The 23,141-nt window shown below is 59.2% G+C and carries 25 protein-coding genes; 15 read left to right on the top strand and 10 right to left on the bottom strand.

The window, feature by feature from the left end; genetic code table 11:
* The first annotated feature begins 4 nt into the window (after positions 1-4).
* The 4 genes from lptD to rsmA are packed head-to-tail and all read left to right on the top strand — an operon-like array spanning position 5 to position 5,206.
* Complete coding sequence (gene lptD / locus Q1A75_RS06490; RefSeq protein WP_299545855.1) at positions 5-2,182, top strand: LPS assembly protein LptD; 2,178 nt, start codon at positions 5-7, stop codon at positions 2,180-2,182.
* Positions 2,179-3,408, top strand: coding sequence for a peptidylprolyl isomerase (locus Q1A75_RS06495; RefSeq protein ID WP_299545857.1), 1,230 nt, complete (start codon positions 2,179-2,181; stop codon positions 3,406-3,408). The genes lptD and Q1A75_RS06495 overlap by 4 nt, the downstream gene beginning before the upstream one ends.
* Complete coding sequence (pdxA, locus tag Q1A75_RS06500) at positions 3,405-4,367, top strand: 4-hydroxythreonine-4-phosphate dehydrogenase PdxA (RefSeq protein ID WP_299545859.1); 963 nt, start codon at positions 3,405-3,407, stop codon at positions 4,365-4,367. Before Q1A75_RS06495 ends, pdxA begins: the two co-directional genes overlap by 4 nt.
* Positions 4,364-5,206 carry a 16S rRNA (adenine(1518)-N(6)/adenine(1519)-N(6))-dimethyltransferase RsmA gene (rsmA, locus tag Q1A75_RS06505; protein WP_299545861.1) on the top strand — a complete coding sequence of 281 codons (843 nt, stop codon included), beginning with the start codon at positions 4,364-4,366 and terminating at the stop codon, positions 5,204-5,206. The genes pdxA and rsmA overlap by 4 nt, the downstream gene beginning before the upstream one ends.
* A gap of 52 nt (positions 5,207-5,258) precedes the next feature.
* On the opposite strand, the gene Q1A75_RS06510 is transcribed toward rsmA, so the two are convergent.
* The 3 genes from Q1A75_RS06510 to prfA form a co-directional block, all read right to left on the bottom strand.
* Positions 5,259-5,819 (bottom strand): DUF4167 domain-containing protein, encoded by a 561-nt coding sequence (locus tag Q1A75_RS06510; RefSeq protein WP_299545863.1) that lies wholly within the window; start codon positions 5,817-5,819, stop codon positions 5,259-5,261.
* A gap of 201 nt (positions 5,820-6,020) precedes the next feature.
* Entirely contained in the window at positions 6,021-6,836 is an 816-nt protein-coding gene (gene prmC / locus Q1A75_RS06515) for a peptide chain release factor N(5)-glutamine methyltransferase (protein ID WP_299545970.1), read from the bottom strand.
* 17 nt (positions 6,837-6,853) lie between these two features.
* Entirely contained in the window at positions 6,854-7,903 is a 1,050-nt protein-coding gene (prfA, locus tag Q1A75_RS06520; RefSeq protein WP_299545865.1) for a peptide chain release factor 1, read from the bottom strand.
* A gap of 65 nt (positions 7,904-7,968) precedes the next feature.
* On the opposite strand from prfA, the gene Q1A75_RS06525 reads away from it, so the two are divergent.
* Complete coding sequence (locus Q1A75_RS06525; RefSeq protein WP_299545972.1) at positions 7,969-8,256, top strand: hypothetical protein; 288 nt, start codon at positions 7,969-7,971, stop codon at positions 8,254-8,256.
* Here Q1A75_RS06525 and Q1A75_RS06530 read toward each other — a convergent pair.
* From Q1A75_RS06530 to Q1A75_RS06545, 4 genes are read right to left on the bottom strand one after another with little or no spacing between them, the layout of a single operon-like run.
* Entirely contained in the window at positions 8,194-8,634 is a 441-nt protein-coding gene (locus Q1A75_RS06530) for a DUF1499 domain-containing protein (RefSeq protein WP_299591946.1), read from the bottom strand. The two genes, Q1A75_RS06525 and Q1A75_RS06530, sit on opposite strands and share 63 nt — an antisense overlap.
* Positions 8,635-8,658: 24 nt before the next feature.
* Positions 8,659-9,606, bottom strand: coding sequence for an agmatinase (gene speB, locus Q1A75_RS06535; protein ID WP_299545869.1), 948 nt, complete (start codon positions 9,604-9,606; stop codon positions 8,659-8,661).
* A complete protein-coding gene (gene speB, locus Q1A75_RS06540; protein WP_299545871.1) occupies positions 9,596-10,564 on the bottom strand; it encodes an agmatinase in 969 nt (322 codons plus the stop codon). The genes speB (Q1A75_RS06535) and speB (Q1A75_RS06540) overlap by 11 nt, the downstream gene beginning before the upstream one ends.
* Positions 10,564-11,730, bottom strand: a complete 1,167-nt coding sequence (locus Q1A75_RS06545; RefSeq protein WP_299545873.1) for a M20 aminoacylase family protein — start codon at positions 11,728-11,730, stop codon at positions 10,564-10,566. The genes speB (Q1A75_RS06540) and Q1A75_RS06545 overlap by 1 nt, the downstream gene beginning before the upstream one ends.
* 63 nt (positions 11,731-11,793) lie before the next feature.
* Between Q1A75_RS06545 and mazG the strand changes: the two genes are divergently transcribed.
* Positions 11,794-12,615, top strand: a complete 822-nt coding sequence (gene mazG, locus Q1A75_RS06550; protein ID WP_299545875.1) for a nucleoside triphosphate pyrophosphohydrolase — start codon at positions 11,794-11,796, stop codon at positions 12,613-12,615.
* Here the strand turns inward: mazG and Q1A75_RS06555 are convergent.
* Positions 12,602-13,471 (bottom strand): hypothetical protein, encoded by an 870-nt coding sequence (locus tag Q1A75_RS06555; RefSeq protein WP_299545877.1) that lies wholly within the window; start codon positions 13,469-13,471, stop codon positions 12,602-12,604. The two genes, mazG and Q1A75_RS06555, sit on opposite strands and share 14 nt — an antisense overlap.
* 119 nt (positions 13,472-13,590) lie before the next feature.
* Here Q1A75_RS06555 and Q1A75_RS06560 point away from each other — a divergent pair, with 119 nt between their 5' ends.
* Genes Q1A75_RS06560 through Q1A75_RS06570 form a run of 3 tightly spaced genes read left to right on the top strand, consistent with a single transcriptional unit; the run spans position 13,591 to position 16,408 of the window.
* Entirely contained in the window at positions 13,591-14,532 is a 942-nt protein-coding gene (locus tag Q1A75_RS06560) for a nucleoside hydrolase (protein WP_299545879.1), read from the top strand.
* Positions 14,529-14,978, top strand: coding sequence for a GNAT family N-acetyltransferase (locus Q1A75_RS06565; RefSeq protein ID WP_299545881.1), 450 nt, complete (start codon positions 14,529-14,531; stop codon positions 14,976-14,978). The genes Q1A75_RS06560 and Q1A75_RS06565 overlap by 4 nt, the downstream gene beginning before the upstream one ends.
* A 32-nt stretch (positions 14,979-15,010) precedes the next feature.
* Positions 15,011-16,408 carry a protein adenylyltransferase SelO gene (locus tag Q1A75_RS06570; RefSeq protein ID WP_299545883.1) on the top strand — a complete coding sequence of 466 codons (1,398 nt, stop codon included), beginning with the start codon at positions 15,011-15,013 and terminating at the stop codon, positions 16,406-16,408.
* Here the strand turns inward: Q1A75_RS06570 and Q1A75_RS06575 are convergent.
* A complete protein-coding gene (locus tag Q1A75_RS06575) occupies positions 16,405-17,280 on the bottom strand; it encodes a DMT family transporter (RefSeq protein ID WP_299545885.1) in 876 nt (291 codons plus the stop codon). The two genes, Q1A75_RS06570 and Q1A75_RS06575, sit on opposite strands and share 4 nt — an antisense overlap.
* 120 nt (positions 17,281-17,400) lie before the next feature.
* On the opposite strand from Q1A75_RS06575, the gene Q1A75_RS06580 reads away from it, so the two are divergent.
* A complete protein-coding gene (locus Q1A75_RS06580; protein ID WP_299545887.1) occupies positions 17,401-18,216 on the top strand; it encodes a DUF533 domain-containing protein in 816 nt (271 codons plus the stop codon).
* A gap of 19 nt (positions 18,217-18,235) precedes the next feature.
* Here Q1A75_RS06580 and Q1A75_RS06585 read toward each other — a convergent pair whose 3' ends face one another.
* Positions 18,236-19,516, bottom strand: a complete 1,281-nt coding sequence (locus tag Q1A75_RS06585; protein WP_299545889.1) for a DEAD/DEAH box helicase — start codon at positions 19,514-19,516, stop codon at positions 18,236-18,238.
* Positions 19,517-19,592: 76 nt separating this feature from the next.
* Between Q1A75_RS06585 and Q1A75_RS06590 the strand changes: the two genes are divergently transcribed.
* The 5 genes from Q1A75_RS06590 (at position 19,593) to Q1A75_RS06610 (ending at position 23,137) form a co-directional block, all read left to right on the top strand.
* Positions 19,593-20,015: a Fur family transcriptional regulator gene (locus tag Q1A75_RS06590; RefSeq protein ID WP_299545891.1), complete on the top strand. Its 423-nt coding sequence runs from the start codon at positions 19,593-19,595 to the stop codon at positions 20,013-20,015.
* A 90-nt stretch (positions 20,016-20,105) separates the two neighbouring features.
* Positions 20,106-20,981, top strand: coding sequence for a DMT family transporter (locus Q1A75_RS06595; protein WP_299545893.1), 876 nt, complete (start codon positions 20,106-20,108; stop codon positions 20,979-20,981).
* 67 nt (positions 20,982-21,048) lie between these two features.
* The gene (gene eno, locus Q1A75_RS06600) at positions 21,049-22,323 is read left to right on the top strand and encodes a phosphopyruvate hydratase (RefSeq protein ID WP_299545895.1); all 1,275 of its coding nucleotides are present in this window, start codon (positions 21,049-21,051) and stop codon (positions 22,321-22,323) included.
* Positions 22,320-22,631, top strand: a complete 312-nt coding sequence (locus Q1A75_RS06605) for a hypothetical protein (protein ID WP_299545897.1) — start codon at positions 22,320-22,322, stop codon at positions 22,629-22,631. The genes eno and Q1A75_RS06605 overlap by 4 nt, the downstream gene beginning before the upstream one ends.
* Positions 22,622-23,137 (top strand): GNAT family N-acetyltransferase, encoded by a 516-nt coding sequence (locus Q1A75_RS06610; protein WP_299545899.1) that lies wholly within the window; start codon positions 22,622-22,624, stop codon positions 23,135-23,137. Before Q1A75_RS06605 ends, Q1A75_RS06610 begins: the two co-directional genes overlap by 10 nt.
* The last annotated feature ends 4 nt before the right edge of the window (positions 23,138-23,141 follow it).

Genomic DNA, 23,141 nt, shown 5'->3' on the forward strand with positions numbered 1-23,141 from the left:
GCGGATGATCATCAGACATATCATCACCGTTGCACTTCTACTGCTCGGTGCAGCTGGATACGCCAACGCACAGGCGCAGCCAGATGCACCAACACCCCAGTCGGCGCCGGCTGTACTGGTTGCTGACGACATCGAAGTCACACGTGATCGCAGATTGATCGCCCGCGGCAATGTTGAGGCCTTTCAAGGCACCACACGGTTGAATGCCCAGTCGATCGAATACAACGCGGACACCGGGGCACTGACCATCACCGGGCCCATCGTGATCGACGATGGTGCGGGCATCGTCATATTGGCCAGCCAGGCGGAGTTGAGCGAAGACCTTCAGAACGGGCTGCTGACGGGCGCCCGGCTTGTCCTGAATGATCAGTTGCAATTGGCATCGGTGCAGATGAACCGTGTGGGCGGACGTTACACCCAACTTTACAAGACGGCCGTCACGTCCTGCCGAATTTGCGAGGATGACCCGCGCCCGCCCCTTTGGCAGATCAGAGCCAAGCGCGTTGTGCATGATAAGGAGGCGCGCCAGCTCTACTTTGATGGCGCGCAATTGCGTGTGCGGAACACGCCAATCATGTACCTACCGCGCCTGCGGCTTCCAGACCCGACGCTCGACCGGGCATCCGGCTTCCTGTTTCCCGAAATACGGTCGAATTCGCGCCTGGGCACCGGCCTGAGGGTTCCGTATTTCATCAAGATTGGCGATCAAAGGGATTTGACGCTGACACCCTACTTGGCGAGCAACACCCGAACGCTTGAATTCCGGTACCGTCAGGCATTCAAGCGCGGGCGGATCATCGTGCAGGGCGCATATTCGGACGACGAACTACAACCCGATGATCAGCGTGGATATCTGTTTGCAGCAGGTGAATTTGCCTTGAATCGTGGTTTCGTACTCGAATTCGACCTCGAATCCGTATCGGATGATTCCTACCTCAACGACTACGGCTTCTTTGGCAAAGACCGGCTGGATAGCACGATCCAAGTTTCCCGCACACGTCGGGATGAGTTCATCGAGCTCTCGTATGTCAATTTCAAGTCGCTGCGGGATGATGAGGATGACGATCTGCTGCCCTCGGATGTGGTTGATGTGCTCTATGAAAGACGCTTTCACCCAAGCCTTATTGGTGGCGAGATCCGCTTGTCAGCAGAAGCGCATGGGCACGAGCGACCCTCGAATGTGAACTTCGACGCCAACGGAGACGGCATCGTTGATGGGCGTGATGTCCTGCGTTTCAATTTCGAGGCGGAATGGCTGCGCACATATCAACTGGGCGGTTTGCAACTACAGACCGATCTTGGTGTTGCAGGCGACGTTATTCGGGTCACCGACGATGCCACCTTTGACGACGATAGTGGACTGGCCCCCAAAGTCGGTGTGACCCTGCGCTACCCGCTTGTGCGGCGCGGAAACAACGGGGTGCGCCAGTTCTTTGAGCCGCTCGTTCAGTTGTCATGGGTTGGTGGTGATGGCCTGAACGTTCCAAATGAAGAAAGTACCCGGGTTGAGTTCGACGAGGGCAACCTGCTGTCGCTCAGCCGCTTTCCAGCCCCGGACAGACGGGAACGCGGCTGGGCCGTCGCCTATGGCGGCACCTGGGCGCGGCTTGATCCGGATGGATGGTCTGCGTCCGTGACGGCAGCACAGGTGCTGCGGGAAGAGGCACAAGCCGATTTCAATGAAACCTCGGGGCTTTCCGGCACAACGTCTGACTTTCTGCTGGCCGGAAAACTGGAATTTGACGGCGGACTTGCGATGTCGGGTCGTACATTGTTCAACGAAAGCTTTGACGTGGCCAAAGCGGAGATCCGCGGCGATTGGAGCAGTGAGCGCTTGGACATCGGCGGCAGCTACGTGTGGATCTCGGAAGATGAGGACATCGACCTGCCCTCCCCGATTGGTGAAGTCACGTTTGACGGCGCGTACAAGATTGACCGGTTCTGGACCGCAAGTGCCAACTGGCGCTACGATTTGGATGAGGGGCGTGCCGCGACCGCGGGCGCTGGAATTGCCTATACAAATGAATGCGTACGCGTGGGGCTGTCAGTCAATCGCAGCTTCGCGGACTCGACAACTCTTGAGCCCTCGACCAGTCTGGGGTTATCAGTGTCCTTGCGCGGGTTTTCGGTGAACACCGGGGACCGGGTAGAAACACGATCATGCGGAAAGCGGGCGAAATGAGCGGTAAGAGAATTCGGCAATCGGTGATTGCTGCATGTGCCTTGGCACTGTGCACGGTGCAGGTGTCTGCACAGAACCTCTTTGCCCCGGTGGCGCAGGTTGATCAGCGCATAATCTCGGAATTTGAAGTGCAGCAACGTCAGCGATTTCTGCGGGTGCTGGGCGCAAGCGGCAGCAGTCGCGCCGAGGTCATCGAAGAATTGATCCGGGACCGCCTGCGAGAGACTGAAACGCGCCAGGCGGGTATCGTTCTTGGCCCGGAAGAGTTGGCACAGGGATTAAGCGACTTTGCGGCACGCGCCGAGCTTTCGACCGAGGAATTTGTGCAAGGCCTTGCGAGCGAGGGCATCGCCGAGGAAACCTTCCGCGACTTCGTGAACGTGTCTTTGGTCTGGCGCGACTACATCCGGGCCCGCTTTGGCAGTCGGGTGCAAATCGATGATCTTGAAATCGACCGCGCCGTTGCAACCGCACGCGGCAATTCCGGCATCGAGGTGTTGGTGTCCGAGATCATCATTCCTGCTCCGCCAGCCGAAGCCGAGCGCGTTCTTGAACAGGCGGAGTCCATTTCACAAACCACATCGGAAGCAGAGTTTTCGAACTTTGCACGCCGCTTTTCTGCAACCGCGTCACGTGGCGCCGGTGGCCATTTGCCTTGGACCCCGATCAGCGACCTTCCCTCGGTCCTGCGCCCCCTTCTTTTGGCATTGGGTCCAGGTCAGGTGACCGCGCCACTGCAGATCCCCAATGCAGTTGCGCTGTTCCAGTTGCGCGATATCCGCGAAACCGAAGCACCTCAGCGGACGTTTGCATCCATTGAATACGCGGCCTACTACATCAATGGCGGTCGGACGCCTGAGGGGCTGGCAAAGGCCCGTGCCATTTCTGCCCGCGTGGATCGTTGCGATGACCTTTATGGCATTGCGCAGGGCCAACCGGAAAACGTGCTGGACCGCGGCAGCCTGCCGCCCGAAGAGATTCCGGACGACATCGCCATCGAACTCGCCAAGCTTGACCCTGGCGAAGTATCGACAACGCTGACCCGTGCAGGTGGCAACACGCTGGTCTTCCTCATGCTCTGTGGCCGCACGCCGGCGCTGGAAGAGGATCAGGTCATCGACCGCAATGCCATCGCCACACAGTTGCGGAACCAGCGCCTGAACGCGTTTTCCGAAACGCTGCTGGCCGATCTGCGCGCCGAAGCAGACGTCCGCATCCTGGAATGACCCCCCCTCCCGTCGCCATCTGTTGCGGCGAACCTGCGGGTATCGGCCCCGAAGTCGCAGCCAAGGCGTGGGCAGCGCTCCGACATGATGTGCCCATGGTCTGGATCGGTGACCCGCGCCACTTGCCGGACGGCATCCGATGGACTGAGGTAACACAATGCGCGGAAGCGGGTAATGCCGAAGCGCTTCCAGTCCTGCGACATGATTTCCCGGCCACTTCCACGGCTGGTCAGCCCAATTTGGAAAACGCGCAAGGTGTCATTGACGTGATTGCGCGCGGTGTGGACCTTGTCACCAGCGGGATTGCTTCTGCCCTGTGCACGGCCCCCATCCACAAGAAAGTGCTGATGGACGGCGCTGGCTTCGCCTATCCCGGCCACACTGAATATCTAGAGGCGCTGACACAGGCGCCGCGCGCAGTCATGATGCTGGCCTCGGACGCATTGCGTGTCGTCCCGACCACGATTCACATCGCGCTGGAGGATGTGCCCGACGCCCTGACGCCCGACCTGCTGCGCACCACGATCTCGATCACCGCGCAGTCCCTGCGCGACCAATTCCACATTCACGATCCCCGCATTGCCGTCGCGGGCCTGAACCCTCATGCTGGCGAGGGCGGGAAAATGGGACGTCAGGAGCTGGACTGGATCGAAGCACTCGTTGCCGAGATCGCGTCTGAGGGTATCGCGGTTACCGGCCCATGGCCTGCCGACACGATGTTCCACACCGCAGTGCGCAGCAGGTATGACGCCGCCATCTGCATGTACCATGATCAAGCCCTGATCCCCATCAAGACACTGGACTTTGACCGCGGCGTGAACGTGACGCTGGGCCTCCCCATCATCCGCACCTCACCCGACCACGGCACGGCCTTTGACATCGCCGGGCGCGACATCGCCAATCCGACCAGTATGATCGAAGCAATCAAGCTGGCCCACCAGATGGCAGGTGGCACATGAGTGCGATTGATGATCTGCCCCCCCTGCGCGATGTGATTGCGACCCACGGGCTGAGCGCGCGCAAGTCGCTGGGGCAGAATTTCCTTCTGGACCTGAACCTGACAGCCAAGATCGCCCGGCAGGCTGGAGATCTGAGCGGATCAGACGTGCTCGAGATCGGTCCCGGCCCCGGCGGGCTGACCCGCGGTCTGCTGTCCGAAGGCGCACGCAAGGTGCTGGCCATTGAAAAGGACGCGCGGTGCCTGCCTGCATTGTCCGAGATCGCGGAACGCTATCCCGGGCAGTTGCAGGTGATCGAAGGCGACGCGCTTGACATTGACCCGTTGGCGCATCTGACACCACCGATCCGGGTGGCGGCAAACCTGCCCTATAATGTCGGCACCGAGCTTTTGGTACGTTGGCTGACACCCCCCACTTGGCCACCCTTTTGGCAGTCGCTCACGCTGATGTTTCAGCGCGAGGTGGCCGACCGGATCGTTGCGCAACCGGGTTCGAAAACCTATGGGCGCCTGGCTGTGCTGGCGCAGTGGCGGTCTGACGCACGGATCGTCATGTCGCTGCCGCCGGGTGCGTTTACACCACCGCCCAAGGTGTCCAGCGCCGTTGTGCATCTGACGGCCCTGCCCGCCCCGAGGTTCGAGGCAGATGCGGCCGTTCTGAGCCGTGTGGTCGCTGCCGCCTTCAATCAAAGGCGCAAAATGCTGCGTGCCGCGTTGAAGGGCACGGCACCGGACATCGAAGACCGGCTGATCACTGCCGGGATCAAGCCGACAGACCGGGCGGAGCAAGTGCCGCTTGAAGGGTTCTGCGCCCTTGCACGTGAAGTGGCCAAAGGCTGAAACAAGAAAGGGCGCGCCACTGGCACGCCCCGTTTCGAATATCTGGCAAGACTTACTCGGCAGCTTCCGGCGCTGGACCATCCGCGTCAGGTTGCGGTGTCTCAGGCTGCTCCGCCACTGGCTCAGCCTTGGGCTTGCGCGTGCGGCTGCGTGTGGATTTCGGTTTCGGTTTGGGCTGGCTTTCCGGTGTTTCCACCAGAGCGCTTTCGCCGTCTGCTTCGACAACGTCAGGCTGCGGCGCCTCTGCGGGATCAGCAACGTTCGATTCCTGTTCCTGCCGGGCGGCACGCTCGCGGTCACGTTCCGCCTGACGCTCGCGGTTCTGCCGCTCCTGTTCTTCTCGGCGGGTTTCAATTTCGCGTTGGGCTTCGGCCAGCATGCGCAGGTAATGTTCAGCGTGCTGCTGGAAGTTCTCGGTTGCGACGCGGTCACCGGCCAGTTGCGCATCGCGCGCCAACTGGTTGTACTTGTCGATGATTTGCTGCGGTGTACCGCGCACCTTGCCCTCGGGGCCGGAACTGTCGAACACGCGGTTAACGACGTTGCCGCCACCTCCACCGGAATTGCGGTTGCGGTTGCTCTTGGACCGGGACCGGGATCTCGAAGACTTCATGGATATATAGCTCTCTGGCATAACTCTTTATGATCGCCCGTGCCGCATCATCTTGGTTGCGTGTCACAGTCTCTTGGCGATCTTGTGGATGGGACGCTGTTGCAAGGCAGAAGCTCGTGCATCTGCGTCTGATAGATGAATAAGCACGGACATGGCCCGCCGACAAGGGTTAAAGCCGCATTTTCATTATTTTTGATCGTTTCATGCCGGATTCCGCGCAAGAATAACACGGTTGCGGCCATCAAGGTCCGGCAGTACGTCCACTGTGCCCCACCCGCTGCGTTCAAATATGCTGCGCACCTCCGCGCCTTGTTGCCAGCCGATCTCGCACAGAACACGGCCATTGGCTGTCAGATAGCTGCCCGCTTCATCCGCAATGGTCCTGTAGGCTGACAGCCCGTCGCCCTCATCCGTAAGCGCCATACGCGGTTCATGCTCGCGCAACTCGGGCGATGCCTCCTCCATCTCGAAGGCGGACAGGTAGGGCGGATTTGCCACGATCAGGTCAAAACGCCCCTCTGCTGGCGCGAACCAATCCCCCTGCATGATCTGCGCACGCGCCTCGACATTATGCAGCACGACATTTGTAGATGCTTGCAGACACGCGGCTTCGGACAGATCGACCCCCATACCGGTTGCGTCAACGCGCTCGGCCAGAAGAGTGACCAGCAAACACCCCGACCCGGTGCCAAGATCCAGCACGCGTTCAAAGTCTTCGCTCAACGCCGCTTCGACCAGCGTTTCGGTTTCAGGCCGGGGATCCAACACATCGGCACTGATCTTGAAACGGCGGCCATAGAATTCGCGCTCACCTATCAAATGACTTACCGGAACGCGCACAGCGCGCAGGGCGATCAGGTGGTCATATCGGGCAGCGATATCCGGCGCGATATCTTCGGGAGCAATGAGGGTAACCCGCGCAGCGTCAACCTGTGCCGCATGGGCCAACAACACGCGCGCATCACGTGCGGGGTCAGGCACCCCTGCTGCGCGCAGCCGCGCAGTAGCGGCCACCATGGCTTCTGCAGCGGTCGTCACGTCCCCATCTCGGCCATCTGTCGGGCCTGTGCATCGGCCGTGAGCGCGTCAATCACATCATCCAGATCACCCTGCATCACCTGATCCAGCTTGTAGAGCGTCAGGTTGATCCTGTGATCTGTCATGCGGCCCTGCGGGAAATTATAGGTCCGAATACGCTCTGATCGATCACCGGACCCAACTTGTGCCGCCCGGTCGGCAGAGCGTTCACTATCGACCCGGCTTCGTTCGAGATCATACAGGCGCGCGCGCAACACCTGCATGGCCTTGTCGCGGTTGCGGTGCTGGGATTTCTCGGAACTGGTGACAACGATACCAGTGGGCAGGTGCGTAATGCGCACAGCACTGTCGGTCGTATTCACGTGCTGCCCACCCGCACCTGAAGATCGCATGGTATCGATGCGGATATCCTGTGCCGCAATCTCGATGTCGACATCCTCGGCCTCTGGCAGAACAGCCACCGTTGCGGCCGACGTGTGGATGCGCCCGCCACTTTCAGTGGTTGGCACCCGTTGCACACGGTGCACACCGCTTTCATACTTCATACGGGCAAAGACATTGTCGCCGGTTATATGCGCCACAACCTCTTTGATACCACCAAGTTCAGTTGCCTGCTCTTCGACGATGTCGATCTTCCAGCCCCGTGTTTCGGCATAGCGTTGATACATGCGCAAAAGGTCACCGGCGAAAAGCGCGGCCTCATCCCCACCGGTGCCAGGGCGGATTTCCAACATCGCAGGTCGCGCATCGGCAGCGTCCTTGGGCAAGAGCGCCAATTGCAAGGCTGCCTCCGCATCAGGCAACGCTGCCTTGAGGCGGGGTAACTCCTCTTCTGCCAGTTCGGCCATATCGGGATCCGAAAGCATGGCCTCGGCCTCTTCCATGTCGGTCACGATCTGCTGATAGGCGGCAATCTGATCAACAACAGGCTTGAGGTCCGAATATTCCTTGGCCAGCGCAGCGATATCACCGGACCCATCGGCCATTGCTGCCTCAAGATACTGAAAGCGCTGGGTGATCTGCAAAAGGCGGTCGTAGGGGATCATAACGCCGGTTTGATCCAAGGCGGGGTATTGGTCAAGGGGCGCACCGTGCTATATTACCCGCCATGATGCGTAACGCCTTGATATTCCTTCTTATGACCGGCCCGGCGCTGGCGGATGTCACATCGCCTTCAGGCAAAACCGTCGAATGCTACTGTACTGACAAGTCTGGTGCCCGGATCGAACTTGGTCAGACCATCTGTTTGCAGGTCGACGGCCGTATGTTCATGGCTCAATGCCAAATGTCGCTCAACTCTCCGATGTGGCGCGAAGTACAGGAAGGGTGCCTCAGCTCATCCCTCTTGGGCGACGACAAGCAACCGCTCCAGTCTTTCCCTGTTGACGCCAAAATCTGATCGACCGAACCGCAGCCGTGCGTGCATTTTCAGCAGCCCGTCGGAGTACTCAATCGTCGTGTAATCCGGGAAACCGATCCATTTGGAACGCGTGACATAGGTAACGCGCCCGTCATCAACGGAACCCGCCAGCACGTCGGTGCGAGGCAATGCCCGTGCAGCAGCGTCAACACGCGCCAAAGCGGCCTCGCTCACTTCCGTAACGCGGATTGAACCACCCATCATATTCCGACTGTTCGTCTCTGTAATCGGCATATGCCATCGTGCAGGATCACTCGGTGCAAAACGCACGAAAGCAAGCAAGCCAACACCGATGATACAAATTAAAACAAGCAGATACATCGTGAACTTCATTTCACTTTCTTCATGTTGCCCCACGTATTTCCAAAGAAACTCTTCGTCTCAACGGTAGGTCACACCTGGAAGGATACACAACAGCTCATAAAGGATGTTTGCCCCGGTCAGCGCAGTATTGCCGGACGTATCGTAGGGAGGAGAAACCTCAACCAGATCACACCCGACGACATTCGCCCCTCTCAGCGCGCGGATCAACTGCAAAGCTTGCGGCGTCGTGAGCCCTGCGATCTCGGGCGTGCCCGTGCCGGGGGCATAGGCAGGATCAAGGCTGTCGATGTCATATGTGATATATGTTGGGACATCCCCGATATCGCGCCTGATCTCGGCACCCAACTGGCTCAGATCGCGGCCCCATAGCTCATGCCCGGGGAACTGCTGGAATCCCCAGCCTTGTGCCTCGGTAAAGTCTTCGGAGGTGTATCCGGTCCCGCGCAGCCCAACCTGATAGACTTTCGAAGGCTGGATCAACTCTTCTTCATAGGCGCGCCGAAACACCGTGCCATGCGTCTCGCGCTCCCCGAACATCTCGTCATTTACGTCGGCATGGGCATCCACATGAACCAGCGCCACAGGTCCATGTCGCTTGGCGATGGCACGCAAGATCGGCAGCGTAATCGAATGGTCACCGCCGATTGCCATTGGAATGGTATCAGAATTGAGGATCGTCTCGTAACTCTCTGCAATAATACGTAAACTATCACTGAGAGAGAATGTATTTATGGCCAGGTCACCGATGTCAGCCACATGCAGACTGTCGAACGGTGCCGCCCCTGTTTGCAGGTTGTACGGGCGGATCATGGCGGATTCGGATCGCACCTGCTTGGGGCCGAACCGCGTGCCCGAACGCCAGGATGTGCCAATGTCCATGGGCACCCCCAGAACAGCCACGTCCAGCTTGTGCAATTCATTCGAGAACGGCAGGCGCATGAATGTGTTGGGGCCCGAGAACCGAGCCAGGTCATTGCCGCTGAGCGGTTGATTCTTAGGCGCCACCGCGCATCCTCCATCCCAAAAGCTGGCAAATTTCGGTCGCGACATGCGCGCCTGCGATAGCGGTGGCCCCGGTTGTATCAAAAGGCGGGGACACCTCGACAACATCGCCGCCTTGAATGTTGATCCCGGCCAGCCCGCGCAGCAAGGCCGCTGCCTGCGCCGAACTCAGGCCACCCCACACAGGCGTGCCTGTACCGGGGGCAAATGCAGGGTCGAGACCGTCAATGTCAAAGCTCAGATAGACGGGCCTGTCGCCAACGATCTCACGCGCGCGCTTGGCCGCCGCAGCGGGTCCAATACGATGAAATTCGGGGGCGTCGATGATGTTGACGCCAAGCGTGTCTTCGTTCGTGGTGCGAATGCCGATCTGAACCGAGGTCGCAGGGTCCACGATGCCGGATTTCACAGCCTTGTAGAACATGGTGCCGTGATCCACCCGGCTCATGTCATCATCCGCCCATGTATCCGTGTGCGCGTCAATCTGGATCAGTGACATCGGACCGTGTTTTTCAGCATAGGCTTTGAGGATCGGGAACGAGATGTAGTGATCCCCCCCAAGCACCACGCTCGCTGCACCGGCGTCCAGAATACCGCGTATATGGGCGGTCAGAGTGTCCGGAAAGGCGGGGATGTTGGCGTAATCAAACGCCATGTCACCATAGTCGATGATCGTGCGTTCGCTGAGGACGTCAAAAGGCCAGCCATAGGGCGCATCCGGTGCCTGCAGGCTCGATGCCTCGCGGATCGCGCGAGGGCCTAACCGGGTACCCGGCCGGTTCGTAACCGCCTGATCAAACGGCACGCCGGTCACTGCGATGTCCACACCGGTCAAATCCTTGGTGTAACGCCTTCGCAAAAAGGATGTCGCCCCGCCAAAAGTCAGTTCAAACGACGGCCCGCGCGGATCATCACGTGTAAACGCATGATCCATCTGGTTCTTTGCATCTTCCAGAGCCATCAGCGCCCCACCGGCTGCGCTGTTTCGACAAGACGCGCAAAGAACGATGCGCCGATGGGCGCAATCTCGTCATTGAAATTGTATTTCGGGTGGTGAACGCCTGCGCCGTCACCCTGCCCCAGCATCAGATAAGCGCCAGGCCGCGCCTCCAGCATGTACGAAAAATCCTCGGCGCCCATGACGGGCTCGACATCTGGATCAACCCCCGGGTCGCCTGCCACATCGGCGGCGATGCGCGCCGCAAACTCTGCCTTGTCCGCATCGTTTACCGTGGGGGGATAGCCAAACTCGAACTCCAGCTTGGCCTCGCACCCGTAGGCTGCTGCGGTGCCTTCAACCACTGCTTCCATGCGACGTACAACCATGGCCTGCACCTCTTTGCTGAAGGTCCGCACCGTTCCGTTGATATAGGCGGTCTCGGGGATCACGTTGTCAGTGGTGCCGGTGTGGATCTGGGTGGTGGAAATCACCAGCTGCTCCAACGGTTTATGATTGCGGCTGACGATCGTCTGCAAGGCCGTGACAATCGCGCATGCCGCAACGACTGGATCGACCGTGTCATGGGGCCGTGCCGCATGCCCACCTTTGCCGGTGACATTGATATGAAACGTGTCCGCTGCGGCCATGATCGGCCCGCCACGGGTATGGAACTTACCAAAATCCTTTCCGGGGGCGTTGTGGATGGCATAGACTTCGCCGATCTCGAAACGCTCCATGATACCCTCCTGCACCATGACCTCTCCGCCGCCGCCATCTTCCTCGGCAGGTTGAAAGATCAGCGCGACCCGGCCCGAAAAGTTCCGCGTCTCGGTCAGGTACTTCGCTGTCCCAAGCAGCATCGCCGTATGTCCATCATGGCCACAGGCGTGCATCCTGCCTGGATGGGTCGAGGTATAGTCGACGCCGGTCTCTTCTTCGATCGGCAAGGCATCGAAATCAGCGCGCAAGCCAATCGTCGGACCATCCTCTTGGCCGTTGACAATGGCAACGATGCCTGTCTGCGCGATGCCTTCGTGCACTTCATCCACACCAATCTCGGCCAACCGTTCTTTGATGAAGGCTGACGTCTTGGGGCAATCAAAAGACAATTCCGGGATCGAATGCAGGTGTTGGCGCCACGCGGCCATGTCGGGCGCAAGATCGCCGATGCGGTTGATGATGGGCATGGGTGGACTCCGGTCCCTGAGATACGTCACATGTCAGCAAACCTGAAACCGCGGGGGGCTGCAATGGGTGACGATCTGATCCACGATCAAACAGCGGGTATTGAACGGCTTTTGGAAATCATGCGCCGCCTGCGCGACCCGGAAACGGGCTGCCCCTGGGACATTGAGCAGACCTTTCGCACCATTGCACCTTACACAATCGAAGAAGCTTATGAGGTTGCAGATGCGATTGAGCGGGGGGACTGGGCCGAACTTGAAGGCGAATTGGGCGATCTATTGCTCCAATCAGTCTACCACACCGCGATGGGTGAAGAGGCAGGACATTTCAGTTTCCAGTCAGTTGTGACCAACATTTCGAACAAGATGGTGGACCGTCATCCACATGTGTTCGGAGACGAATCTCGGGACAAATCCGCGGATCAACAGACCAGAGACTGGGAAGCCATCAAAGCCGCCGAACGCGCTGGCAAGGCGCAGCAAGGTGCGTTGGATGGTGTTGCGCAGAACCTGCCCGCGCTTTTGCGGGCTGTTAAGCTGCAAAAGCGCGCGGCCCGGGTTGGTTTTGATTGGCCCCAGACAGCGCAGGTTCTGGACAAGATTATCGAAGAGGCGGCCGAGCTCGTTGAAGCGCGCGACACGATGGGTCACGAGGAAATGGTGGATGAGATGGGCGACCTGTTGTTTGTCGTCGCCAATCTTGCACGTCACCTTGGGGTTGAGCCGGAAGAAGCCTTGCGGCGCACCAACGCCAAGTTCACACGTCGCTTCGCAGCGATCGAAACAGCACTATCCGCGCAAGGCAAAGCGCCACAGGACAGTTCGCTTGAGGAAATGGACGCCCTTTGGGACGCGGCAAAAGCCAACGAGCGGGTCAGGCAAAGCTGACGCTTGTCATCCACTCTATCTGCTTCAAGTCAGACTCATAACGCGCTGAAAGCTCTGCGATTTCGGTCTCGGAAAAGGCGGCAAACCCCTTTGGATCGGTATCGTCAGCATATTGCTTGATGACCGCCTGCCAATCATGACGCGACAGGTTTTCGCCGCGACGATAGCGCTTCTGCAAAGCCAGAAGCGCGGCATCGGTGGCGCTTTGGTTTACAAGCCGCTTCGGTTCAACCAGTGCCTCGGCCTCAAGATCGCGCACGAGCAGCTTGAGCAGATCCACATTTGTTCCCCGTGACGCATAGGGTACGACGGTCATGCATTCAGGCTGCAATATGTCTTGCATGAGGGTCACCAGGTCCGGCCACCCCCGATCCATGTTCATATAGCTGTCTCGCACGTCATCGAAATCACGCATCTCATTGTCTTCCGCCCGCTTGCGAAAAGATGAAACAAACAGCTGATCGTAGGGGCGCACCACAAGCATCACATGCGCGATGGGACCCGCCCAGGCCGATCTGAGCGCAGCACAGCGCACGTTCGCGAACGGATAAAACTGCCCCTGCATGAAGTGAAACATACGACCAGGTACATTCTCTTCCGCCAAAATGACTGGACGGCCATCGCGGTAGGCATCCAACCCCCTCGCGGCCTTTTTCGCAGCAGCTTCGGGGTCCACGCGGCGACCAGACGGCAGACGAAGAGCAAGATCGCCGGACGGTATTCCGTCACGACCAGGATAGGCTGTTGTCCACCCGCGCGCGTCCAGAACGTGCCGATTTTCATGCAGACACATCTGAAAAGAGGATGTTCCCGTGCGGTGCGCGCCAGCGTGAATATAGATCGGGGCGTCGGCCATGGTTACAGCCCATACGTCAGCCGCCCCCGGGCACGCAAGGATTTGCGCACATGTATCCGCGACTTCTGGACAAGAGTTGCCAAAGAGGCCACGTTGCGCCGAAATCGGCAGGAGACATCATGGCACCGCGCAAGATCATCATCGACACGGATCCTGGACAGGATGACGCGGTCGCCATCTTGTTGGCTTTGGGTAGTCCCGAGGATGTTGAAGTGTTGGGTATCACGGCCGTTGCTGGCAACGTACCTCTTGATCTGACTGCAAAAAATGCCTGTATTATATGCGAATTGGCGGGCAAAACCGATATTCCTGTCTTTGCCGGATGTGACCGACCGCTTGGTCGGGACTTGGTGACCGCAGAGCATGTTCATGGCAAGACCGGCCTTGATGGTCCAAGCCTGCCAGCCCCTGTAATGGCAGTGCAGGAACAACATGCGGTCGACTTCCTTATCGATACAGTCCGCGCCCATGATGCTGGCACGGTAACCGTGTGTCCGTTGGGTCCGCTAACAAACATTGCAACCGCCTTTCAGCACGCACCGGACATTGTCGAAAAGGTTCAGCAAATCGTGCTGATGGGCGGCGCGTACTTCGAAGTCGGCAACATAACGCCCGCCGCGGAATTCAACATATATGTCGACCCGGAAGCTGCTGATATCGTGTTTAAAAGTGGCGTTGATATCGTGGTGATGCCACTGGACGTCACACACAAGGCGCTTGTAACGCAGCCGCGCAATGACGCTTTTCGCGCCTTGGGCACTCCGGTCGGCATTGCTGTCGCAGAAATGACCGACTTCTTCGAACGGTTCGACAAGGAAAAGTATGGGTCGGCTGGTGCGCCGCTGCATGACCCCTGCGTCACTGCATATCTGATCCGTCCCGATCTGTTTACAGGGCGTCATATCAACGTCGAAATTGAAACCAGCTCTGATCTGACGATGGGCATGACGGTGGCCGATTGGTGGCGCGTCACCGACAGGTCCGCGAACGCCATGTTCATCGGCGACATTGATGCAGACGGTTTTTTTGACTTGTTGACCGAACGGCTGGCCCGGTTGTGAGCGCGGCGCTTACCCTTGCGACGACCGAGCATTTTGCACGGCTCGATGCGTTGGTTGCCGCCTTTCACGCGGAAGAGGGGATCGCCCTGTCCGACGAGGCGCGCGCCGCAGGACTGCAACCGTTGCTTGACGGCATACCGCACGGGGTTGCGTACCTGATTGGCCCACCCCGAGCGCCCATCGGGTATGTGGTTGTTACGTTTGGCTGGTCGATCGAATTCGGCGGCATGGACGGGTTCGTAGATGAGATTTACATCCGGCCCGGCGTGCGGGGCCGTGGCATTGCCACCGAAGTGCTGCTGGCCCTGCCCCGAGCTTTGGGCGATGCCGGGGTCAAGGCCCTGCATCTTGAAGTCGGGTCAGAGAACGCAACCGCGCAGCGGCTATATGCCCGCGCGGGCTTTCGTCTGCGCGACGGATATCACTTGATGACACGGATGCTCTAGTCACACAGGGCTTCTCCACCTATCTGAAGACCATGAGCCTGCACATTCCCTTCGACAACAGCTATGCGACATTGCCCAACGGGTTTTACAGCCGCTTGGACCCCACGCCCGTCAAGGACGCCCAAATGCTGGCGTGGAACACGGCACTGGCGACAGAACTGGGCATCAAGGGCACCGATCCAACCGTGTTCGCCGGATCCCGGGTCCCCGATGGCGCTACACCTCTGGCGCAACTTTATGCCGGTCATCAGTTCGGCAGCTATAACCCGCAACTGGGCGATGGGCGCGCCATCCTTCTCGGCGAAGTAATCGACGCAAATGGTCGGCGACGCGACATACAGCTCAAGGGGTCGGGCCCGACACCGTATTCCCGCATGGGCGACGGGCGCGCCTGGTTGGGCCCGGTTCTGCGCGAATACGTCGTCAGTGAGGCGATGCACGGCCTCGGCATACCGACCACACGCGCCCTTGCCGCCGTGGCGACAGGTGAGCCTGTGTACCGCGAGCAAGGCGCGCTGCCCGGTGCCGTCCTTACCCGCATAGCGGCAAGCCATCTGCGCGTTGGCACGTTTCAGATCTTTGCACACCGAGGGCAGATCGACGATTTGCGCGTTTTGACAGACTACGCCATTGCCCGCCATTATCCGGAGGCCGATGGCCCGATGGGTCTGCTCAGCGCTGTGTGCGCTGCCCAAGCCGAACTGGTCTCTGCGTGGATGTCCGTCGGCTTTATTCACGGCGTCATGAACACCGACAATTGCACCATCTCGGGCGAGACCATCGATTATGGACCTTGCGCGTTCATGGATGCTCATCACGAAGGCCGCGTTTTTTCGTCCATCGACCAGATGGGCCGTTATGCCTTTGGCAACCAGCCACGGATTGCAGTGTGGAACATGGCACAGCTGGCGACCGCGTTGATTCAGTTGTTCGACGACAAGGACAAGGCAGTCAAGGACGCCACGGCGATTGTCCATGCGATGCCGGAGCAATTGCAAGCGGCATGGCTGCGCCGTTTCGGGGCCAAGTTAGGTCTGGCAAATGCCACACCCGATGATCAGCCGTTGATCGAAGATCTGCTAACCCTCATGCAAGCAGACGGTGCCGACTTCACCAACAGCTTTGCTGCCCTGAACACCGATACGGCGCATGATCAGTTTACCAACCGCGCTGCATTTGACGCCTGGGCACAGCGTTGGGCGCAACGTGCTCCGGACATCGACCTGATGAAACGCACCAACCCGCAGATCATCCCCCGCAACCATCGGATCGAGGCGATGATCGAAGCCGCCGTTGCCGACGACATGGTGCCTTTTGAACGGCTCATGAACGCGCTGACGACACCGTATGATGTAGGGAGCGACTTTGACGACCTCCGCCGACCGCCGACGCAAACCGAAATCGTACCAGCCACATTCTGTGGCACTTAACGTCGGTTGATTAGAACCAAACCAATTGCCACCAACCCCAGCGCAATCCAGATCGTGATCGAGATGTCTTCGCCCAGTATCAGCCAGCCAAGAACCACCGCAAAGACCGGCGACAGAAAGCTGAACGATGCGACGCCCGAAGCCGGATAGACCTTCATCAGGAAAAACCAGAACAGGAAGCCGAAGCTCGCGATGAACACGATCTGGTAGGCGAGGCCCACAATGTGGATCACGTCCAGATCACGCAGAAGCGGACCAAAGGCGGGGGCAAGGATCAGCAACACGGGGGCCGAAATCAGCAGCTGCCAGAACAGCTGTTGTTCTGCTGGAATGCGGCTTAGCGGTGTGACGCGTACGCACAAAGCGATGCCAGCCCAGCACAAGGCCGCCCCGAGTGCAAAGACATCGCCCAACAGGTTCCCCTGCCCTGCATCACGATCCGCAAGCGCCAGCACCACACCCGCCATGGCAAAGGCAAGGCCGATAACACGCGCACCGTTCAACCGTTCGCCGGGGATCAAAACGTGCGCACCGAGGGCCAGCCAGACCGGCATCGAGTAGAACAGGATCGATGTGCGCGCGACGCTGGTCAGGTCCAGCGCGATGAACAGGCAGATGAATTCCACCGCAAACAGCACGCCAGCAATAATTCCACCCGTCCGACCTTCGACCGGCAAGCGCAAGGGAATCCCCCGCGCCCGCATCCAAAGGCTCAACAGCACAAGTGCACCGAGCGAGCGCAGACCGGCAAGGAAGACCGGCTGAAACCCCGCGTTAGACACTTTGATCACCACCTGGTTGAAGCCCAGGTTCAAAGAAAACAGGGTCAGTGCCATGGCACCGATCACGTCTATATGTGGCTTCCGGATCATCGGCGCAGAACGGCTGGTTTAATGGTCAATGTCAATCGCGCACCAACATTCCCCCCCGTTTGGTTCCAAAACTATGCAAGACTGCTTCCCGACGATTCCCCGGGGAGATGGAGAACCAACATGAGCTTGATGAAAACACTGGCGAAAGTAGCGATTGGTGTCGCGGTCGCGAAGGGCGCGAGCGCGATGATGAAAAACCGTGGCAGTGCTGGTGGCGCGTCGGCTGGTGGCGGCCTTGATGGGTTGCTCGGCGGGCTGGCTGGTGGGCAAGCACAGAGTGGTGCAGGCCTGCAGAACATGCTGGGCGGTCTCATGGGAGGCGCGCAGGGTGCCGGATCTACAGGGGGCGTAGGTGGCCTTGGCGGCTTGCTTGAAGGGCTTGGCAGCGCAGGCGGTCAAACCCAGGGATTGCAGGGCATGCTCGGCGGTTTGGCAGGTGCTGCGGGCGCTGGTGGCCTTCTTGGCGCCTTGGGCGGTGGTATGGCGGCAAGGCCAGCAGACAATGACGCCAGTTTCGGCCAGGTCCTGAACTCGAACTTCGACCAAACACCCGAAGATCCGATCGAACCCACTGCGGATCAGGAAGCCGCCGCGGCCCTCATGCTGCGCGCGATGATCCAGGCGGCAAAGTCCGACGGTCAGTTGGACGACGCCGAGCAGGAAAAATTGATGGGTCAATTGGGCGGAGATGTGGATGCGGAAGAAGCCGCATTTCTTCGGTCCGAGATGCAGCGGGACGTGGACGCAAACGCACTGGCACAAGAGGTTCCGAACGGGATGGGGCCGCAGGTCTATGCCATGTCGGTCATTGCCATCGACCTCGATTCACAGGCCGAGGCGAAGTATCTGCATAGTCTGGCCCAAGCCCTTGGCATGGACGCGGGCGCAGTAAACGATATCCATGCACAACTTGGCGTGCCGTCGCTTTACGCCTGAACGAAAAACCGGGCCGTGGTTATGTCCGCGGCCCCTTTGGCTTGGGTTTGCGCCGCCGTCGGTTCGAAGGCTTTGAATGCCCGGGTGCGCCGGGACGTCCACCGCCAGGATTGCCACCGGGGCGGCCCCGGCCGCGCCCGCGCCCACCGGACGGTTTCGCATCCGGATCTTGCACCGGCTCCCATGCGCGACCCGAAAGGATTGGAATGGTCATCTTCATGACCTTCTGAATGTCCTTGAGGTGGTCCATCTCTTCCGGCGCGCAGAACGCCACCGCAGAACCATCCTTGCCTGCACGCGCCGTACGGCCGATGCGATGCACATAGGCCTCTGGCACGTTGGGCAGCTCGTAATTGTATACGAACTTGACGTCCGGAATATCCAACCCGCGCGCCGCAACATCTGTCGCCACCAAAACGCGCACCTCGCGCGCCTTGAATGCGGCAAGCGCGCGTTCCCGCTGGCCCTGCCGCTTGTCACCATGAATGGCGGCAACGGCAAATCCCTTGCGCTCAAGTGCGCGCGCCAAACGGTCCGCTCCATGCTTGGTGCGGGTAAAGACCAAAGCCCGGTTTTCCCGGTGCTTGTCGAGCAGCTCAATCAGAAACGCCGACTTTTCGGCCTTGGCGATGAAGTGCACCCCTTGGGTGACTTTATCAGCCGCCTTGCCGGGTGGGTTCACCTCGATCCGCATGGGCTCGTGCAGATAGGATTGTGCAATCTCGTTCATCTGCTTTGGCATCGTGGCCGAAAACAGCATGGTCTGCCGGTCATCTCCCATCAATGACGAGATCTTGCGTAGGGCATGAACAAAACCCAGATCCAGCATCTGGTCCGCCTCGTCGAGAACGAGGAAGCCCGTGTGCTCAAGCTTGATCGCCTTGCGCTCGACCAGGTCCAGCAAACGGCCCGGCGTTGCCACAAGAATGTCAGCGCCTTTTGCAAGCCGCTGAATCTGTGGATTGATGGACACCCCACCAACGACGATCTGGACACGCATCTGGGTCATGGCGCGCAACACTTGCGCGATCTGACCGGCCAATTCCCGCGTCGGAGCTAGGATTAGACCGCGCGCAGTCTTGGGGACGGCACGCCCGCCCTCCTCCATCAACCGTGCAATCAACGGAATACCAAAGGCGGCAGTCTTGCCAGTGCCGGTCTGCGCCAAGCCCATCACGTCGCGCCCGTTCAGCGCGTGCGGAATCGCCTGCGCCTGAATAGGGGTCGGTTGGGTCAAGCCCATCTCTGCCACGCGCTTTGCAAGCTCCGCGGGCAGGTTCATCATGTCAAAATCGCTCATGACCCCCAGTGGACCCATACCATGCCAGCGTCAACCGCAATTGCCCCTGCCTGCAACCTTCGTTAAACCCCGGGACATGACCGCAAATCGTGCCAGCATCCGCGACCGAAGCGAAGCCAAGGGGCTGCGTATGACCCATCCTCGCAGGGTCATTGCCCAGGTGCTTGAGGAGTCGGACGATCACCCGGATGTAGAAGAACTATACAATCGGGCCAGCGCGGTCGATCCGGGCATTTCCATTGCAACGGTATACCGGACCGTAAAGCTGTTCGAAGAGGCCGGTATCCTCGACAAGCTGGAATTTGGCGACGGTCGTGCCCGCTATGAGGACGCAGAGCGCGAACATCATGACCACCTGATCGATATGAACTCTGGCGAAGTCATTGAATTCGTCGATGCAGAGATCGAAGCCCTGCAGGAAAAGATTGCCGAAAAGCTGGGATACGAATTGCGCGGCCACCGGCTGGAACTCTATGGCGTGCCGCGCAAACGTCCGTAAACCAGCGCATTTTTCTTCGTCTTGGTCGCGTGCCTCCACGCCACTCGCATAAACCCGGCACATTTGCCAAAAGACTAAGGGCTCCACCATATGGAAAACTTGCGTGGCGCCGGGTTGATGGTTTTGGCGATGCTGTGCTTCGCCATCGAAGACATGTTCATCAAGCTGCTGGGCGGCGTGATCCCGGTTGGTCAATTGCTGGCCCTTCTGGGCGCGGGTGGCGCCGCGATCATGGCGTGCGCCTGCGTGTGGAAAGGACAACCACTGGTCAGCCGTGCGCTGCTGGGCCGTGCCATGTTGATCCGCAACGCGGGCGAAGTGATTGGGTCATTGGGTTTTGTGACCGCCCTGGTGTTGGTGCCATTAGCCACCGCCTCAGCGATCTTGCAAACCACCCCGCTGATGGTCACGCTGGGTGCTGCCGTCTTTCTGGCAGAGCCGGTCGGCTGGCGACGGTGGGCGGCTATTGTCGTTGGTTTATGCGGCGTTCTGTTGATCGTGCGTCCCGGGCTTGATGGGTTTGATTGGAACGTCTTGTTTGCAGTTCAGGGCATGATCGGCTTGTCCATCCGCGATCTGGCAACACGTCGCGTGCCAGCGACACTGTCGGCACTCCAACTGAGTTTTGTCGCCTTTGCATTACTTGTACCGGCGGGACTGGGGCTCATGGTGGTCTCGGGCGTACCTTTTGTTGTGCCCACTCTCAACGAATGGGGTCTGCTTGCCATTGCTGCGGTCATCGGCGCCATTTCCTATCGTTTCATTGTCATGGCCATGCGGATGGGCGACGTCAGTTTCGTGACACCGTTTCGCTATACACGCATGGTGTTTGCACTGATCATCGGCATCCTGATCTTTTTCGAAATGCCAGACAGTCTGACGCTGATCGGCGTGGCAATTGTCATAATGTCAGGCCTTTTCACCCTATGGCGCGAACATATCAGGAAAACGCCGGATGCGGCGTAAAGCCTCTTGTTGTTAGCGCCACCATCACGTTAGACGCTGGATAACTTTCTGCTACAGGAGCCATCCAATGAGCACCATTATCGACATTCATGCCCGCGAAATCCTCGACAGCCGGGGCAACCCCACCGTCGAGGTCGACGTGACACTTGAGGATGGCACCATGGGCCGCGCCGCCGTTCCTTCCGGCGCATCGACCGGTGCGTATGAAGCGGTTGAAAAGCGCGACGGCGACAAGGCGCGTTACAAGGGCAAGGGTGTACTGGAAGCTGTCACGGCTGTGAATGGCGAAATTGCCGAGGCACTGGTCGGTATCGATGCCACCGAACAGGTCGAGCTGGACCAGGCCATGATCGAACTCGACGGCACGGACAACAAAAGCCGCTTGGGCGCCAATGCCATCCTCGGCGTGTCGCTCGCGGCTGCCAAGGCTGCCGCTGACTGGACGTCGCAACCGCTTTATCGCTACGTCGGCGGCACATCGGCTCGCATTCTGCCCGTCCCGATGATGAACATCATCAATGGCGGCGAACATGCCGACAACCCCATCGACATCCAGGAATTCATGATCATGCCGGTGGCCGCCACAAACATCCGCGAGGCTGTGCGTATGGGTTCGGAAGTCTTCCACACGCTGAAAAAGGAACTCAGCGACGCGGGCCTGTCGACCGGTATCGGCGACGAAGGCGGCTTTGCCCCCAACATCAGCTCGACCCGGGACGCATTGGATTTCATCCTGAAATCGGTTGAGAAAGCAGGGTATACCCCAGGTGAAGACATTCACCTTGCCCTTGACTGCGCCGCGACAGAATACTTCAAGGATGGCGCCTATGTCCTTTCAGGGGAAGGAAAAACACTTTCGTTGGATGAGAATGCTGCCTATCTGGAAGCACTTGTGAATGACTATCCCATCATCTCGATCGAGGATGGGATGGGCGAAGACGATTGGGACGGCTGGAAGGCCTTGACCGATGCAATCGGCGACAAGGTTCAATTGGTCGGCGATGACCTGTTTGTCACCAACCCTGCGCGTCTGGCCGATGGTATCGCCAAGGGCTGCGCCAACTCTATGTTGGTAAAAGTCAATCAAATAGGCACCTTGACCGAAACACTTCAAGCTGTCGATATGGCGCATCGCGCACGCTACACCAATGTCATGTCACATCGGTCCGGCGAGACGGAGGACGCAACCATCGCCGACCTCGCCGTCGCCACGAATTGTGGTCAGATCAAAACCGGATCACTGGCCCGCTCGGACCGGCTCGCCAAGTACAACCAGTTGATCCGTATCGAGGAGATGCTGGGCGAAAGCGCTGAGTTCGCCGGCCGCTCCATCCTCAAATGATCCGGTGGACTGTTCCAATTGTGCTGAGCGCCATAGCGCTTGGCACGCAAGTGCACGCACAGGACGCCCTGCAAACCTGTTCGAAAATGCAGGCCGAGGGTCGTTTGGGTCCCCTGACACTGCTGCAGTGCCAGTGCAACTACGCCGTTGCGGAACAGGAGCTGGACCCGGACATTCGCGCACTGTTGTTTGATGCGTGGCACACCGGGAACAACAACATGGCCAAGGTTGAGGCCCTCAAACCCCGATCACGCGTGGAAAAACAATTCAAAGCCATGGAACGCGCCCTGCGGAAGACATGTCAGTGACGCTCACGATACGCTCCGCCCACCCCGCCGACATGGAGGATGTCGCCCGCTTGTGCTGGGCCTACCGCGACCTTCTGATCGAACGATCCGTTGATCTACCCCAGATGGTCGAAGCCTACTATGCCAAGGACAGCTACGCTGCCCTCATTGCAGACCTGCCACGCATCCATGCGCGTCCCAAGGGTGATATTCTGGTTGCGACACTTGGCGATCAGACCGTTGGCTGTGCCATGTACTACCCATTGCCCGCACCCGCCACGACAGAAATCAAACGCGTCTACGTCGCCCCGTCAGCACGTGGCACAGGCGCGGGTAGAGCCCTGATGCAAGACGCCATGTCACGCGCCAAAAGCGATGGCTACGGCCGGGTCGTTCTGGATACAATGAGCAGACTGACAGAAGCCATCGCACTGTATGAACGGCTCGGCTTCCGGCCTTGCACGCCATATTATGAAGCTGACCCGGCCTTCATCCCACATCTCCGCTTTTTCGAGCACCCATTGTGAGCCA

The sequence above is a fragment of the uncultured Tateyamaria sp. genome (genome assembly GCF_947504105.1).
GTDB lineage: Bacteria > Pseudomonadota > Alphaproteobacteria > Rhodobacterales > Rhodobacteraceae > Tateyamaria.

Coding starts and splice junctions, on each gene's coding strand:
- lptD (WP_299545855.1), top strand. CDS start 5: ATGATCATCAGACATATCATCACCGTTGCACTTCTACTGCTCGGTGCA.
- Q1A75_RS06495 (WP_299545857.1), top strand. CDS start 2,179: ATGAGCGGTAAGAGAATTCGGCAATCGGTGATTGCTGCATGTGCCTTG.
- pdxA (WP_299545859.1), top strand. CDS start 3,405: ATGACCCCCCCTCCCGTCGCCATCTGTTGCGGCGAACCTGCGGGTATC.
- rsmA (WP_299545861.1), top strand. CDS start 4,364: ATGAGTGCGATTGATGATCTGCCCCCCCTGCGCGATGTGATTGCGACC.
- Q1A75_RS06510 (WP_299545863.1), bottom strand. CDS start 5,819: ATGAAGTCTTCGAGATCCCGGTCCCGGTCCAAGAGCAACCGCAACCGC.
- prmC (WP_299545970.1), bottom strand. CDS start 6,836: ATGGTGGCCGCTACTGCGCGGCTGCGCGCAGCAGGGGTGCCTGACCCC.
- prfA (WP_299545865.1), bottom strand. CDS start 7,903: ATGATCCCCTACGACCGCCTTTTGCAGATCACCCAGCGCTTTCAGTAT.
- Q1A75_RS06525 (WP_299545972.1), top strand. CDS start 7,969: ATGCGTAACGCCTTGATATTCCTTCTTATGACCGGCCCGGCGCTGGCG.
- speB (WP_299545871.1), bottom strand. CDS start 10,564: ATGGCTCTGGAAGATGCAAAGAACCAGATGGATCATGCGTTTACACGT.
- Q1A75_RS06545 (WP_299545873.1), bottom strand. CDS start 11,730: ATGCCCATCATCAACCGCATCGGCGATCTTGCGCCCGACATGGCCGCG.
- mazG (WP_299545875.1), top strand. CDS start 11,794: ATGGGTGACGATCTGATCCACGATCAAACAGCGGGTATTGAACGGCTT.
- Q1A75_RS06555 (WP_299545877.1), bottom strand. CDS start 13,471: ATGGCCGACGCCCCGATCTATATTCACGCTGGCGCGCACCGCACGGGA.
- Q1A75_RS06560 (WP_299545879.1), top strand. CDS start 13,591: ATGGCACCGCGCAAGATCATCATCGACACGGATCCTGGACAGGATGAC.
- Q1A75_RS06570 (WP_299545883.1), top strand. CDS start 15,011: ATGAGCCTGCACATTCCCTTCGACAACAGCTATGCGACATTGCCCAAC.
- Q1A75_RS06575 (WP_299545885.1), bottom strand. CDS start 17,280: ATGATCCGGAAGCCACATATAGACGTGATCGGTGCCATGGCACTGACC.
- Q1A75_RS06580 (WP_299545887.1), top strand. CDS start 17,401: ATGAGCTTGATGAAAACACTGGCGAAAGTAGCGATTGGTGTCGCGGTC.
- Q1A75_RS06585 (WP_299545889.1), bottom strand. CDS start 19,516: ATGAGCGATTTTGACATGATGAACCTGCCCGCGGAGCTTGCAAAGCGC.
- Q1A75_RS06590 (WP_299545891.1), top strand. CDS start 19,593: ATGACCGCAAATCGTGCCAGCATCCGCGACCGAAGCGAAGCCAAGGGG.
- Q1A75_RS06595 (WP_299545893.1), top strand. CDS start 20,106: ATGGAAAACTTGCGTGGCGCCGGGTTGATGGTTTTGGCGATGCTGTGC.
- eno (WP_299545895.1), top strand. CDS start 21,049: ATGAGCACCATTATCGACATTCATGCCCGCGAAATCCTCGACAGCCGG.
- Q1A75_RS06605 (WP_299545897.1), top strand. CDS start 22,320: ATGATCCGGTGGACTGTTCCAATTGTGCTGAGCGCCATAGCGCTTGGC.
- Q1A75_RS06610 (WP_299545899.1), top strand. CDS start 22,622: ATGTCAGTGACGCTCACGATACGCTCCGCCCACCCCGCCGACATGGAG.